Annotated in this window: 23 protein-coding genes; 14 read left to right on the top strand and 9 right to left on the bottom strand. The window is 36.1% G+C overall.

All coding sequences use genetic code 11. The annotated features are described in order from the left end of the window. Window positions 1-49: 49 nt before the first annotated feature. Together AC6EIW_RS03410 and AC6EIW_RS03405 are read right to left on the bottom strand one after the other, a co-directional pair. On the bottom strand, window positions 50-232 hold the full coding sequence (locus AC6EIW_RS03410; protein ID WP_498521198.1) for a hypothetical protein: 183 nt from the start codon (window positions 230-232) through the stop codon (window positions 50-52). Window positions 233-247: 15 nt separating this feature from the next. Further along, entirely contained in the window at window positions 248-412 is a 165-nt protein-coding gene (locus AC6EIW_RS03405) for a hypothetical protein (protein ID WP_498521197.1), read from the bottom strand. Between the two features lie 274 nt (window positions 413-686). On the opposite strand from AC6EIW_RS03405, the gene AC6EIW_RS03400 reads away from it, so the two are divergent. The 5 genes from AC6EIW_RS03400 to AC6EIW_RS03380 all read left to right on the top strand — a co-directional run bounded on the left by AC6EIW_RS03400 (window position 687) and on the right by AC6EIW_RS03380 (window position 3,163). Further along, window positions 687-992, top strand: coding sequence for a hypothetical protein (locus AC6EIW_RS03400; RefSeq protein ID WP_498521196.1), 306 nt, complete (start codon window positions 687-689; stop codon window positions 990-992). A 176-nt stretch (window positions 993-1,168) separates the two neighbouring features. After that, window positions 1,169-1,453 (top strand): hypothetical protein, encoded by a 285-nt coding sequence (locus tag AC6EIW_RS03395; RefSeq protein ID WP_498521195.1) that lies wholly within the window; start codon window positions 1,169-1,171, stop codon window positions 1,451-1,453. 302 nt (window positions 1,454-1,755) lie between these two features. Then, window positions 1,756-2,010 (top strand): DUF3104 domain-containing protein, encoded by a 255-nt coding sequence (locus AC6EIW_RS03390; protein WP_498521194.1) that lies wholly within the window; start codon window positions 1,756-1,758, stop codon window positions 2,008-2,010. A gap of 532 nt (window positions 2,011-2,542) precedes the next feature. Next, window positions 2,543-2,839, top strand: coding sequence for a hypothetical protein (locus tag AC6EIW_RS03385; protein WP_498521193.1), 297 nt, complete (start codon window positions 2,543-2,545; stop codon window positions 2,837-2,839). Window positions 2,840-2,962: 123 nt separating this feature from the next. Beyond that, window positions 2,963-3,163, top strand: coding sequence for a DUF2839 family protein (locus AC6EIW_RS03380; RefSeq protein WP_498521192.1), 201 nt, complete (start codon window positions 2,963-2,965; stop codon window positions 3,161-3,163). 88 nt (window positions 3,164-3,251) lie between these two features. Here AC6EIW_RS03380 and AC6EIW_RS03375 read toward each other — a convergent pair whose 3' ends face one another. Beyond that, window positions 3,252-3,599 (bottom strand): hypothetical protein, encoded by a 348-nt coding sequence (locus tag AC6EIW_RS03375; RefSeq protein ID WP_498521191.1) that lies wholly within the window; start codon window positions 3,597-3,599, stop codon window positions 3,252-3,254. Window positions 3,600-3,757: 158 nt separating this feature from the next. Here AC6EIW_RS03375 and AC6EIW_RS03370 point away from each other — a divergent pair, with 158 nt between their 5' ends. Next, window positions 3,758-3,955 (top strand): hypothetical protein, encoded by a 198-nt coding sequence (locus tag AC6EIW_RS03370; RefSeq protein ID WP_498521190.1) that lies wholly within the window; start codon window positions 3,758-3,760, stop codon window positions 3,953-3,955. Between the two features lie 1,479 nt (window positions 3,956-5,434). Here AC6EIW_RS03370 and AC6EIW_RS03365 read toward each other — a convergent pair. Continuing rightward, window positions 5,435-5,728 (bottom strand): Notch domain-containing protein, encoded by a 294-nt coding sequence (locus AC6EIW_RS03365; protein WP_498521189.1) that lies wholly within the window; start codon window positions 5,726-5,728, stop codon window positions 5,435-5,437. Between the two features lie 197 nt (window positions 5,729-5,925). On the opposite strand from AC6EIW_RS03365, the gene AC6EIW_RS03360 reads away from it, so the two are divergent. The 6 genes from AC6EIW_RS03360 (at window position 5,926) to AC6EIW_RS03335 (ending at window position 8,481) form a co-directional block, all read left to right on the top strand. Continuing rightward, the gene (locus AC6EIW_RS03360) at window positions 5,926-6,069 is read left to right on the top strand and encodes a hypothetical protein (protein WP_498521188.1); all 144 of its coding nucleotides are present in this window, start codon (window positions 5,926-5,928) and stop codon (window positions 6,067-6,069) included. 42 nt (window positions 6,070-6,111) lie between these two features. After that, on the top strand, window positions 6,112-6,345 hold the full coding sequence (locus tag AC6EIW_RS03355; protein WP_498521187.1) for a hypothetical protein: 234 nt from the start codon (window positions 6,112-6,114) through the stop codon (window positions 6,343-6,345). 354 nt (window positions 6,346-6,699) lie between these two features. Continuing rightward, a complete protein-coding gene (locus AC6EIW_RS03350; RefSeq protein WP_498521186.1) occupies window positions 6,700-7,137 on the top strand; it encodes a hypothetical protein in 438 nt (145 codons plus the stop codon). A gap of 201 nt (window positions 7,138-7,338) precedes the next feature. After that, on the top strand, window positions 7,339-7,635 hold the full coding sequence (locus AC6EIW_RS03345) for a DUF1330 domain-containing protein (protein ID WP_498521185.1): 297 nt from the start codon (window positions 7,339-7,341) through the stop codon (window positions 7,633-7,635). Window positions 7,636-7,651: 16 nt separating this feature from the next. Then, the gene (locus tag AC6EIW_RS03340) at window positions 7,652-7,891 is read left to right on the top strand and encodes a hypothetical protein (protein WP_498521184.1); all 240 of its coding nucleotides are present in this window, start codon (window positions 7,652-7,654) and stop codon (window positions 7,889-7,891) included. Window positions 7,892-8,172: 281 nt separating this feature from the next. After that, window positions 8,173-8,481 (top strand): DUF3104 domain-containing protein, encoded by a 309-nt coding sequence (locus AC6EIW_RS03335; protein WP_498521183.1) that lies wholly within the window; start codon window positions 8,173-8,175, stop codon window positions 8,479-8,481. Window positions 8,482-9,564: 1,083 nt separating this feature from the next. On the opposite strand, the gene AC6EIW_RS03330 is transcribed toward AC6EIW_RS03335, so the two are convergent. The 4 genes from AC6EIW_RS03330 to clpS form a co-directional block, all read right to left on the bottom strand. Beyond that, the gene (locus AC6EIW_RS03330) at window positions 9,565-9,750 is read right to left on the bottom strand and encodes a hypothetical protein (protein WP_498521182.1); all 186 of its coding nucleotides are present in this window, start codon (window positions 9,748-9,750) and stop codon (window positions 9,565-9,567) included. A gap of 46 nt (window positions 9,751-9,796) precedes the next feature. Continuing rightward, window positions 9,797-10,021 (bottom strand): hypothetical protein, encoded by a 225-nt coding sequence (locus AC6EIW_RS03325; RefSeq protein ID WP_498521181.1) that lies wholly within the window; start codon window positions 10,019-10,021, stop codon window positions 9,797-9,799. Window positions 10,022-10,121: 100 nt separating this feature from the next. After that, the gene (locus AC6EIW_RS03320) at window positions 10,122-10,256 is read right to left on the bottom strand and encodes a hypothetical protein (RefSeq protein ID WP_498521180.1); all 135 of its coding nucleotides are present in this window, start codon (window positions 10,254-10,256) and stop codon (window positions 10,122-10,124) included. Window positions 10,257-10,291: 35 nt separating this feature from the next. After that, window positions 10,292-10,588 carry an ATP-dependent Clp protease adapter ClpS gene (clpS, locus tag AC6EIW_RS03315; RefSeq protein WP_498521179.1) on the bottom strand — a complete coding sequence of 99 codons (297 nt, stop codon included), beginning with the start codon at window positions 10,586-10,588 and terminating at the stop codon, window positions 10,292-10,294. Between the two features lie 227 nt (window positions 10,589-10,815). Here clpS and def point away from each other — a divergent pair, with 227 nt between their 5' ends. After that, entirely contained in the window at window positions 10,816-11,349 is a 534-nt protein-coding gene (def, locus tag AC6EIW_RS03310) for a peptide deformylase (RefSeq protein ID WP_498521178.1), read from the top strand. 373 nt (window positions 11,350-11,722) lie between these two features. On the opposite strand, the gene AC6EIW_RS03305 is transcribed toward def, so the two are convergent. Beyond that, window positions 11,723-11,953, bottom strand: a complete 231-nt coding sequence (locus tag AC6EIW_RS03305) for a hypothetical protein (RefSeq protein ID WP_498521177.1) — start codon at window positions 11,951-11,953, stop codon at window positions 11,723-11,725. 797 nt (window positions 11,954-12,750) lie between these two features. Here AC6EIW_RS03305 and AC6EIW_RS03300 point away from each other — a divergent pair. Beyond that, window positions 12,751-12,918, top strand: coding sequence for a hypothetical protein (locus tag AC6EIW_RS03300; protein WP_498521176.1), 168 nt, complete (start codon window positions 12,751-12,753; stop codon window positions 12,916-12,918). Window positions 12,919-12,933: the final 15 nt, after the last annotated feature.

Below are 12,933 nucleotides of genomic sequence, written 5' to 3'. Positions count from 1 at the left end.
GCTGCTACATTTTGTTTTGTTCAGATTTTAGACTTAAAAATGAAATTGCTTAGTCTTGCTCTTTTTGTTCTTTGTTGAACTTGAACCAACCGTCTTCTTTCATTCCTCTTCTGATAGCAGTGACAAGTGCTCCAAGGAAAAAAGAGCCTACTCCAGCAAAAATTGCCAGAGTTAATAAAGGCTTAACTCCTGTTACAGCTGTACTTTGAAGAGCAGGATCGAAAGGATCCATTAAATCTTTTTTTTATTAGTCGTCATAAACTTTACATGTTGACGAAGTTGGATGGATTTCATATTCTTCTTCCCAAAACTCCTCTCTAGTTTCAGCTGGGATTTCGTAATTAAAATCATGCATTACTCGAATATCATTTAGTGCATTTTTGATCATAGAAAGTGGAGTTCTTAGTTTCATAAACCTCCTATTCGTATTAATCTGTTCTACTTGATTCCCTTTGCTTTTAACACCTCGGCATTTACTCAAGTACTACTTCCTAGTAAATTTATAGTAATGAAAGAAAGTATTACTTCAGTCGGTAGAGTTTAAAATTACTTAATAGAAGATACTTCTCAATGGCTAGTAGCTCTCTTAATAGGGCTTCCAAAAGCATCATTATTCGCTTGGTTAAACAAATCAGGCTCTGATTTTAAGGATGGCTTTGAGCAGAAAACAGAGAAGAAAAAAATAAATGAATTATCAATTATTACTTGAATGCTATTCATCAGGCTCAGAGATGACAAAGGATGAATTACAGATGCTGGAGATAGAGCTAGATACTCAGATAGAAAGTATTAAAGTTTCTCGTACTCAAGATTGTCTAAAAATTTCATCGAAACACATTTGCCAGGCTGCACATGTTTGCGAAGGCAGTGCTTGGATCACTTGTTTAGCGGATGTTTTATATAAGTGCTCGCCACAATTGATTGATAAAAAAGCAAAACGTGCAATTGTATTTGATGAACTAGTTCGACAAGGTTATTTCGCTACCAACTAAAGATTAGTCATCTCACCTTGGATAAATAATATGAGCCAATGATTTCCTACACTGTTTATAAATACTTGTTTTCAAAGCTTTTCTTTTATCGTTTAATTTTACTCATTTCTGTAGGCTCGCCTATCAGTTGTAGGGCTTAAAAAAAACAGGCAATATGGTTTAAAACTCTTATAAAAATGCTCAGAAAAAAAGAGAAAAAGGCTCTTGCTTCAATACTCATGTTGATAATTGGTTGGCCTGTTGGACTAGATCAATTTTTTGAAGGAAAGAATGAAAAAGGTATTTCTACAATTATTGGTTGGACGGTGACAGCCTTATTGTTTTTGTATGGTTTGGGTTTAAAAGGTTATTACACTGGAGTTGTTCTAATAATTGCGGTGCTTTTGACCTTGGCAGGTAGTTTTCAAGCTTGTAAAAAACTAATTAAAGTCACACGAGTTTTCATTGATATAGATAACTAATAATGAACGAACTTGTCTATAACCTTTTAACCCCTTGGCATCTTGCGCTTGATGCGACCTTATTAATTGGCTTTTTTACTTGGGTTTATTTTCTTAGAAAAAATAAGGCTGATAGCTAATGGTAATAGCAATCACATATGCCATAGCAAATCTTGCAATACTTGGATTGTTTTTCTACATCACGTATCGAATGACAAGGAAATAAAATTGAAAGAGTTAAACAATAAGGTCAATACCAACGAATTTAAAATTGGTCTAAAAGGATACTTCTCTTGGTTGATGAATTTGGACAAAATGTAATTATGGATGAGTATCTATTTTTAAACGTCAGACCGGGTGACACTGTTCTATATGAAAAGGACCAAATTGGAAAAGTTCTTACTTTTGTTGGCGGCTCTCGTGATCCTGATGCACCCTCACTCTCTCAAATCGCTAACGTAGATTCTGTCGAAATCCGCTGGATTCATCGTCAAGAAGTTACTGACATAGTTTGCGAATATCGGACAACAATCAAAAGGCCTTCCTCTCTTTACGATCAAATTCAGCAGTACCAATAACCAACAAGAAACCCCTCTAGAAATTCCAATAACTAAAGGGGTTATTAATCGACTCGAACTATATAAAGTCAATTATGTCTTGATGGGTTTGTCCCCATTCATTTATTTAGGTGAAATCAGGCTATAAAACAAGCAAAGATTGGAAACCCCTACATCAACCGATCCATGATTTATATAATTACTCTCTATGATTGTTGTATTAGTTGTGTTATGCGAAACACCATTAGTTAGAATTGGGACTCTATTGCATAGCAGTCTCTACTTTCGCTAGATCGAGTAACGACTTTTATTGAACTGTTGCGAGTAAAGTTCAAATTTGAGGATCGAAAGTTTCGAGATTTCTTCCCTTTTCTCATAAAGAATTTTCTTCCTTAGGGTCTTCTTTCTTGTATGACTTCAACAAATAAAACAGCATTCGAAAAGAAGGCTTTTAAGTTCCTTCCTTTTCTAATCTCGGGAAAAATAACATTTGCTGCTTTGTTTATTTCGCACTTGGGGCAACTCTAACTTTTTTCAACCGAATGTAGCAGCTATGAGTAATTTAATTGGAAATTTTATAATTACTGCTGACCCATGGATTGGGCGTATTCAAAGCGAGATGGATGCAAGATATGTAGAACAGTCATCCTTGACCAATCTTTTTACTGAACATAAATTTTGGGGTTGGACTGGACTTCTTTTGATTTTCGTAGCGTTAGCAGCAATATTTTATTTTCAATTTCAAGCGTGGGAGCAAGAAGATCAAGAACAAGAGAAACTTACTGCTAAACAAAAAGAGTTTGTGGAGTTTCTTGAGAAGGCCTCTAATCAATCAAAGGATAAAAACTAAACCAAAGACTATCGCCTGAAGGCTAAAACCTCAAACGAGAACGCCTCATAATCTCGAAAAAAGAATTTTTTCATCAAATTAATTGAAGAACTCTTATTATTTTTGTTTTTATCTAAATAATCGATGGGAGAAGCAAAGAGAAGAAAAGTATTTGGATTACCACCAAAATCTTCAAAGCAGAAAAATATAAATAGAGAAGAAAGGGTTTTCTCTTGGTCACCTTGGCCTACTAAATATCAAATGAGTCGATATCCTTATTCTCCAATTGTGACTATGGCCCTAGGTTTGATATTTCTAATGTGGGGTTTCGAACTCAATTGTTAACTTGGCTAGTAAATAAGAACGGACTGACCTGAGTCAGTCCCAAGGTTCCGATAGAAATCGGCTGTCGAGCTTTTTTATTTTGACAGGTTTAGGAAAAAACTCTTGGGTATGGAGTTTGTCCGTTCATTAATGTTGTGTCTATTGGCTTGCAGATATTCATTAATGCACTCAGTCCAAAACCAGGCCCTGTAGGACCATCAATGAATTCCTGGAATTTTTCTATAGAAATCCCTTCTTTTGTTTCCCAAATACAGTAGATAGGACCATTTGCAGTAATAGCATTAGCTGAATGGTTGAAAAACCCTTTTTCTTTGTTGGCTGCTACAGCTTCATCCCATCCTCCACCAGGAGCCATTGCTGCATAAGCAGTTTCCCACCACTTGGCGGAAGTACCAGCTCTGAATTCGTGATGAACGATATAAAAGTTAGAGGCCATTGTGAATTTATTTTGCAGGATATTTTTAACTTAAAAAATGATTGTTGAGTTAATTCATCCTGCTTTCATGACTTTGATTTTGATAAAGGTAAAAATTAATACAAGCATTAACTATCGCCCAGGCATAGCTATAAAAAAAGAGTAAATGATTGATACGCATGCCTAAAAGAACATGGATGAGTGGTTTTAAATTAAATATTCATGCACCAGGAACGGGATTTGCACTGATGTTATTAGCTCTAACTCAAGTGCCAGTAGCTATTAAAACCACAGCGGAAATTTATTGTATGGAAAAGCTAGGTCAGAAATATAATTCTGCAGTCGTGGCGATTATTCAATGTAATGGTGGTAAATGAATCCATAAGCAAAACATTAAGCTCGTCTCACCTAATAAACTTTCCGAGCAGATTCATGTTCTCTTATGGAACTTGCAACTATCAATAAAAATCCAATACCTATATTGCTTGCAGCGACAATATCGACAAAGTCTCACATAAATAACATTGTTTAGCTGAGACTGATGGGGCAATTGTATCAACTGAGAAAATCAACATAGGGATCAGTATTACACCCAATACAATTTGAAGAGATCCAAGAGTTTTTTAGAATCGTTTTTATTTTCATATATAAAATCTGTTAGACGTAGGCGCAGAAGTTATTGGTTTTCACTCGACGTTAGCCAAGAATTTTAAAAATTAAAATGAATGACTTTACATACGAATTAGTGTGGCTTTGTGTCGCACTGTTGCTCCTGTAATACTCTTTCTCTGGGCGTTAAGTATCAATAGAACCAGGATTAACAAATGTAGATGTTACGGCTGGACATGGAGCAAGATTGCAAAATCTATGGAGTAAGACCTACCAATGTTTGGTGGTGGTCTATTGCTTAGTAACGAGCATAAAGATCAAACAGAATTCTACCAATAAACTCACCTAGTCCGAACCATGATTTATTCTTTGGTTGAACTGGAGTAGATGTGGTCATTACATGCACTGGCGAAGTCTGTTAACAAGGATAGTTGAAAAACCAATGAACAGACCCGCAGGAATAGCCACGCTGGCAATGATTGTTGCTTCGTTTATTCCGTACATGATTTTAAGCGTTGGCGTTAGCTTTGCTTAATCGTAGTTTTAAATAGAAATTATTTAATGACTCTTTCATTGAAAGTACTTTTACGTAGAACTCTTCACAATGTTGGAGTAAAGGCTTGAAAGGATTCATGTCCATTTTTTTAATACTAAACGATTACTGATAAAGAACCCCCCACGTTGAAGGGTTAACTAATGGTTTTGATTACAAAAAAAGTGCAGACCTGATGAACTTTTTATGAATTAGCGAAGAGGGGACTGGGATTTCGACTACCGTCCCCCGATCTAGTTTGATGATGCTTTGTATCACATCATCAATATCTGTCTACAATAAAAAAAACTTGTTAAGTCCTGATGTTCGGTTGAGGTAGGGCTTTCCCACTCCCTGATTAAAAGCAGAAGGAGTAAATCAAAGATGCAGCAAGAGGAGGTCTTTATGAGACTATTCACTCCCTTCACCATTCCTAAAAAGGAAAACTGCTACTTTTGCAGAATTAACAACAAGAAGAGAAAAAGCAGTTTAAAAACACTTTTTAGATAACCTTTTAAAAAAACACTCATAAGCAAAGATTTGATTTTATTTTTGACTGACCTGCAGCAACTTCAGCAAAGCCTCTCACAAATAACAATGTTTCTGATGAGACTGGGGTCAATGGTATTAACAGAAAAAATAAACATTATTATTTGAACTACGCCCAATAACAAGTGGAGAGATTCAACAGCTTTTAGGATTGTTTTTATTTTATTTATTTGCCAATAGCTTTTTGACTCGTACAAGTTTGATATGCCAAAGCCTTGGCAAAATCCTTTGTATCGAGTCCAAATTCTTCTAATTGTTTAGCATTAAATTTTTCAAGAACTTCAGGCACGGTATATAGCTCTGAATAAGTACGTATGCAGGAATTCTTATTCCTTGATTCTTGAATAACAGGATTGAACCAACATCCGAATAGAACTAAGAATCCACCAAAAGTAACTACTCTTCTATGGTTTCTCCACCATTCATAGCTGTTAAGATTTAGTGCTTTTTTAAAATCCATAAATAAAAATTCTTTGTCGAAGTAAAAGTGATTGTTAGTTCTCATTAGACATATAAGCATTTTTTAAAATCAATGGCTAGCTCATATCTCTTTATTATTAGATAGCCTCGAGTACCATCTGAGTTGGCAAGAACAATTATTGGTTAGGCAGTTAATTAGCTACCAGTTAACCTCAAAAAGATTTTAAAAAATTCAATATGAAAATAACTGCGATTGTTGGAATTGGTACTTCTGCAATAGGTCTATTAGTATGTTCACAACTTCCTAAATCTGGAACTGCGGGTCATGCAGTCATTACAGGGACGACAAAAAATAGAGAGGCAGCTAAAGAGTATTTCTAAAGCATTAATGAATTCTCAAAAGAATGTGGATTTACTACCCTGGTGCTTGATCGAAATACAAATATTCTAGAAGGTAATAAAATAGAAGATGGTGGTTATATAACAGTTATTGCAAGACATCCAAAGGGTAAGGATGCAGCTATCAAATGCTATGAATCTGATGGGTATCAAAGGTTAAAAAGCTATTCGAGCTTCACATACAGATTGGAACTTCCGTATTACAGAGGGAAAGCAATAAAAAAGTGGACTAGACGCTCTTTTTTATATGTTCTCTAATAGGCCGTTTGATTTCGACGAGAGTAAAGCTGCCAATTTATTGATTTTTAGGACCAACTGCTAACTGCTTCCAAATTATCATTGGAAGGCTTTCAATTATCTATAAGTTATGCGGCAATAGGACAAGAGATAGATCTCACAGTCCATATAAGAGCTTTCTAATTTCACTAGAAAAAAAAAACTACAAAATATAAACAGCTTGAATCGTGCAACTGCAAATAATGGAGGGCGCCTACTCTCCATTTATGGCCGCCAATTTGGAAACAGTATCACCAGCCACCACCAATTAAAACTACGTAATCGAAAAAAAATGTAGAGAATATTTAGGGCTAGTGATTCGCTAGTCTTTCCATTATGTGTGAACCTGAAGTCCATCCAAAGAAATATTTTGACCAAATAGAGGTGTTTGGTTCCATGGAGAAGCGTTCATGGATCCATGGTCCAAACTCATCAAAGAGATTCTTTATTAATGAACCAAAATGTCCTGTAAGAAACCCCTTCGATAGAATCGATGGAGTTGTAAGAGAAGAGGGAATTAAAATGTTTGATAATTTGGTTTGGCAGAGTTGGCATGAAGATGGAATTATTCCAAAAGCAGCTAAAAAGTGGTTTGAAGCAAGAGTGAAAGAGTTTGAATCTGGAACAAATATTGATCTTGTTTGCAATTGTCGAAGATTTAGAGGTCAAGATGACGCTTTAGGTCTACAAGCTAAGTACCCTTGTGATTGTCATGGCTATACATTGAAAAAATATATTGAATTTTTAGCTAGTCACTCTAAAATTAGTTATTAAATATTCAGTCAGAAACAGGTTTCCCATCCTGTTTTGTTAATAGCTTTGGCCAGGCATAGCTGTTTGTGGTAGATATGTGTCAGGAATGAGATCAAAGCTAAACTCAAAATTCAGATGAAGTAAGGGAAGTTATTGGGTTCTCTAATATTTCTATACAAAGTAGATGGTGTATGTGAAACTCTTTGGAATTGATTTTTTTTGATGGCTAAGGGTCTTTGGCTTGTTACTACAACAGTTACGAGTCCAGCTTTTGCTGAATATGTTGAAGCCTTTCAACGATGGGTTCAATCAGTAGGTGGTTCAGTTTATGCAAAAGATATGGAGGCTGAAACTGTTGAAGGGAAAGGTGGAAAATTAGGTGTGATTATTGAGTTCCCATCAAAGCAAGCAGCACTTGATGCTTTCCATAGTTCGGAATATCAAGAACTAAGCAAATTACGTTGGGCAAATTCAACAGATACCAATATCACCATCATTGATGGCGGAGTAACTCATTAAGAAAAAGGTTATTTCATTGGTTTTTGCTGTTTCAGTTATTGGAAGTCCATCTCTTTCATGGGGTTGGGGTGAAGGTGGCTGGTCTTATTCAAAAGACAAAACAAACCAAGAAACAAAAACTGAGCAAATAAAAAAACTGACGCTTAAGTTGGAAGACCAAGCCAACCAGGAAGAATTTTTAACTGAATATTTTGCTGGTATAAAAAAAGGTGATTTCTACGAGGAACCAGTTCAAGGGGATTATCCCGATTGGTAGATTTATATCTCGGTTGACAGTCGATTTTTTAGGGGGCTAACTGCCCTCTATTTTTTTGGGTATATATGAAATACAGCACTTCGACTGACTTGTAGTGAGTAATTAATAATTAGTAATTTCTGTTATGGGAAAAAATTCAGTCAACCTTTCTCAAAAAGAATTGATAATATTGAAGATGCTTTGGAATCCATGAAAGAGCTTGCCGAGTCATTACTCAAAGAACATAACTGGGCAAAAAGTAAAATGGGTAGTTGCCTTACAAATTTTTCTGATAGCAACGAATGATTCACGAAATAGAAGAAGAGCCTGTATTTCTCAAGGTCAAATCCAGAGATACCGTTTTAGTTGGTGAGGATGAAATTTGCAAAGTTCTCTCATTTGTTGGAGGTGCAAGAGATCCACTTGCTCCCACACTTTTTCAAGTCGCAAATGTCGATACAGGTGAAATTAAATTTGTGCATGGAGAGGAAGTAAGAGAAATAGTTTCCACATACGAACAAGAGGTTAAGCAAAGATTGGAAAGCCCTACCTCAACCGAACTTCAGTTTCAAAGAATTTGCTTTTACAATTACAAAAGCAAGAGCGAGTAACTGGGTTCAAGGCTGTGTTGCGTTCAAGCTCTAGTCAGAGAAGGGGACAGTTGTCGAAATCCTGTCCCTTAGCTCTTTAACTCATTAAAAGTTCATTTGGTCTGCACTTTTTTGGGTAAACAAAAACTCATGGTTAGCCTTGCATTTCCTACTTACCAGGCATAACCCTCTTCAATCTTAGATTAGGAGCTTTGAGTAACTATTAAGGCTGGCAAACCCTCCCTAAAAAGAGGGTTTTCTAGTATCGCTGAATACTTTTGCTACAACAGATTTTTGGGAAATTAGTTAGGTTTTATATAATTGGTCAGTTGTTTGTTCACTCTCTATCACGAAGTAATGTTTGGAATAATGCTCATTTCTGGTGGAGCTTCTCTTTGGTAAATGGGTGATGGAAACGACTTTATTTGAAGATCAAAAATAAATGACTGCTTCTCAAACCGTAACGAAGAAAAAATCCAAATTTGACCTTGGTGAATTAATTGGTTTACTTTTGTTTGTTTTTTACGCACGTTACTAAGCAATAGCCACCGCCTGAAAGTTAAAGCCTTCATATAGGGGCCGCCACATCAAAATAATCTCGAATCAACGTTGTTTTCTATCAATCTGATTGAGGAACTCTTATTAATTGTTTTTATCCAAATAATCGGTGGGAGAAGCAAAGAGAAAAAAGAATTGCTATTTCTAGATAAGTTATGTATCCATTTTAGAAGTCCGTTATTTCAGCAATAAACTGAAGAGGAATGACAGAAGAATGTTGTTTCAAATTCAACAACGAAGAAAATGAGCAAGACTAAGAAATTGCTTTTTTAGACTCAAATTTAAATATGATAAATCGTAGTCGATAAAATACAAATGGAGTTATTGATGAGTTTGAAACAATAGATGAGATTATTCTTAACTTGATTAGATTAGCATTTTTTTGTGGGTGGTTATTTATTTCGATCAAACCAGAAAAGCAAAAGTTAGACGAGGAGAAAAAGTACCTCCACACCAATAAAAATGATTCTATTTGCAATAGCTCAAAAAAATTAGTGGAATAGTTCCTAACCTTATTGCTTTTGTACTATTCCTTGGTGCGATTGGCTATTGTCTCTTCCTTCTTTCTCTAGAATTTGAATCGTTTTCTAATGTTGTATTAATCAAGCCTTGGAAGTCGCCAAAGGCAGAGGCAATACCAAACATCACGATAAAACTTAAACCAGCAACAATCGTCACAATCCAAGTACCTGTTCCCATATTGAGCGGTACTGCAAAAAAAGGACTAGGCATTCAAAAATAAATTACTAATTAACTCACCCTAAAGAGTTTTGGATATTTAACGGTTCCTTCTGTAAATAAAGAAATAAACAATCCAAAAGACAGTCAGGTAAATAAAGAAAACTGCTATTGGATTTAAACCAGCTGCCGAAGCAAATTTCAGTCCTAAAGGAATTGCGGTAAGAATTACCCCATAGCCAAGAATCCGAGTGAAAACTCCCCAGCTCCGGAAGTACCAAGACAGGACAAATCCAATGAGAACAATAACTGCGAATATTGCCATCTTTTTTTTTCATATTGTAATTAAATTTGGTAGAAGCTTGGTTGCCTTGCCAACTAAGAGTGCCTTGATACATGTCCTCAACTTGTAAATATCTAATTGCCTAATTCGACATTGGATCAGGTGAAGGTGCTTCAATAATTTCCTCTTGAGGAATTGGCTCGACATGATCTACTTGAGCGGCAAGAGGGCAAATAAATAAAAGAAGACAAAGAAAAAAAGAAAAGAAGTTTTTCATTGTTTTCCTGATAATTTCTATATGGATAAGAAATTTTATGTTTTTTCAATTGGTGCCATTGTTAATCCTTTACTGACCAGCTGATGATGATATAGCTCTGCCTGTTCAAGGGGGCCCCTCCAAACTTCTGCAGCCCCCTCTCTATCTACTTCGACAGCAAGTTCCCAAGATCTTTTTTTACTCATTCCTGGGATAATTAGCACAAGACAATTTGCTACATGTTCAAACGAATTAAAATTGTCATCAAGAACTTTTATCCTTGCTTCTGGATATTTTCTTTTTGTTGTCTTTGGATCCAAGACTGTAGTTGTTGAATCAGTAATTTGATCCATAAAAATGCTGGCCAATTACCCCAAGATAGATCGACTGTCAACTGAGCTTTGAATCTACGATTCTGGATACTCCTCTTAGAGTGGTTCTTCATGAAGTCACCTTTTTCAAGGTCTCAAAAATATTCAAATAAAATTGGGGGTCTTCTGTTAGATCAGTCATTTTTTAAACAAATGCCATTCTCCTGCGTTGGGTCGATGTAAGCTATTAATGACATCATGATTGGTATATGGGGATTAGGAATGTTCTTCGAATTGGGGATCCAGCATTGCGCACATGCGCGGCAAAGGTCCCTGATTCCTGGTTCGGCAGTCAACGTCTACAGCAGATAATAGACGATCTGTTCGATACAAAATTGTATTGTTCTGGAGCAGGTCTAGCGTCACCGCAGATCAATGAACCCTGGAGGATTTTCGTGATTGGCATGGACCATAACCCTCGATACCCTGATGCAGATCCTTTGCCAGAGCGTGTACTTATCAATCCTGTCATCAAATCAATTGGAAATGATTTAATCACTGGTTGGGAGGGTTGCCTTAGTGTTCCTGGTTTGCGCGGTCAGGTGAATCGTTGGAAACGTATTCAGATAAAATGGCAAGATCGAGAAGGTGCTTTCCACTCAGAAGAGTTGCAAGATTTCCAAGCACGAGTCGCTCAGCATGAAAATGATCACTTGAATGGTGTACTGTTCCCTGACCGTCTTATCAGTCCACTAGGTTTTGGATTTACGGAAGAGCTTCAGGCTCATGGACGGATTCCATAAGCCTCAAATTTTTAGCTTTTGTAAATGTGCGAGTAGAAAATGTTTCATCCAATTCCACTCTAAGCAATACATTTGGACTTCTGGGAATAAATAAGATATAGGCCAAGATTATTGATCTTCTCCTTGTCCTTTGAATTTTTGCTCTCTACCAGACGTAGTGATTTCTATATATTGGCTATGATTACCTTTTTTGAAGGGAGCCCTATACCGTCGTCCTGATCAGAGTGGTAGTAGTAGATTGCAGCATTAACAGGAGTAGTAATTCTAATTATTATCTATGCGACTAGTAGGCGTTTAATTTAATCATATGCATTAACGAAAGTTCGTGTGATTTTAAGTAGTTTTTTACAAGCTTGGAAACTACCCGCGAATATTAAAATACGCTAATTATCAGAACAACGCCGGTGTAAGAACCTTTTAAACCCAAATCAAATAAAAACAATATGGCTGTCACCGTCGAACCAATAATTGCAGAAATACTTTTTACATTATTGCCTTCGACAAATTGATCTAATTCAACAGGCCAACTAATTAACAACATGAAGATTGAAGCAAGAGCTTTCCTCCCCTTTTTTGAGGAACATTTTAAGTTGTGTTCAATCAAGCAATTTTGTCTTACTCCATTCCCAATGCTCAGAGACGAGGGCGAAAGAAGCCGAAATGATTAGCCTTACCTCAACCGAACTTAAGTTTTAGAGAATTTACTTTTATTGTTTCATTGCTAAATCAAGTATCTGTGCTCAAAGCTATTTCCCGATTAAGCTCCAGAGAGAGAAGTGGACAGTCGTCGAAACCTATGTCTTTACTCCCTAACTCATAAAAAGTAGGTCAGCACTTTTTTGAAATCCGAATAGATAAATGGTAATTCCCTTTCAAAAATTTCCACGCATAATTTTTTAGTTAATTCTCGATGGTCTGCGTTTTCTTTTGTCAGCAGAGTCCAACGAGATGGACCTCTCTTCAGAAGCCACCAAAACTTATGTCATTCTTCAAAGGATATTAATTAACCAAATGACATTACCTAAATTCATGAACGTTCTTCGTTTTAAGTTGAAGCCTGAATGCGTAGATTAATATTTTGAAGTTCACGGGAAATTCCTTTGCGAAGGTTTATCCGACAGATACACTACACACTTGGATGAAGTCAGAGGATTTATGAAGGAGCTATCGCCTGAGCTTGGAGTTGCTGATCCTGTCTTTGGAGATATTATTGCTAATGGTGTTGAGCGTTTATAGGTTGTGGATGATTATCAAATAGCCTTACTATTTTCAGTTCTCATATTTGTTCCATTGGCATGCTTGAAGATTACTGGCATGGTAAAAAAACTTCAGAAAATGTCGAGCAGAGGAAAGTAAGAGAACGAGGAACTTAAGCCAAACAAAACGAATTCTTCGAATTTTTTGAAAATCCCTCAAATCAATCAAAGGAGAGAAACGATGCCTGATGTGAAATTAAATTCTGGGTCAGATGATGTGGGGATGAAATTCAAGATCATTGGAATTTCATTGACTTTTGGCTTGAATGCCATTGTTTTTATTTGGTATTTCTTCTTCTCAGGTCTTACCTAAAGTGAGTCATGATGG

The sequence above is a fragment of the Prochlorococcus sp. MIT2308 genome, from assembly GCF_059772345.1.
Note: the sequence above shows the minus strand (reverse complement) of the source record. Positions and strands in the feature narration are given on the sequence as shown.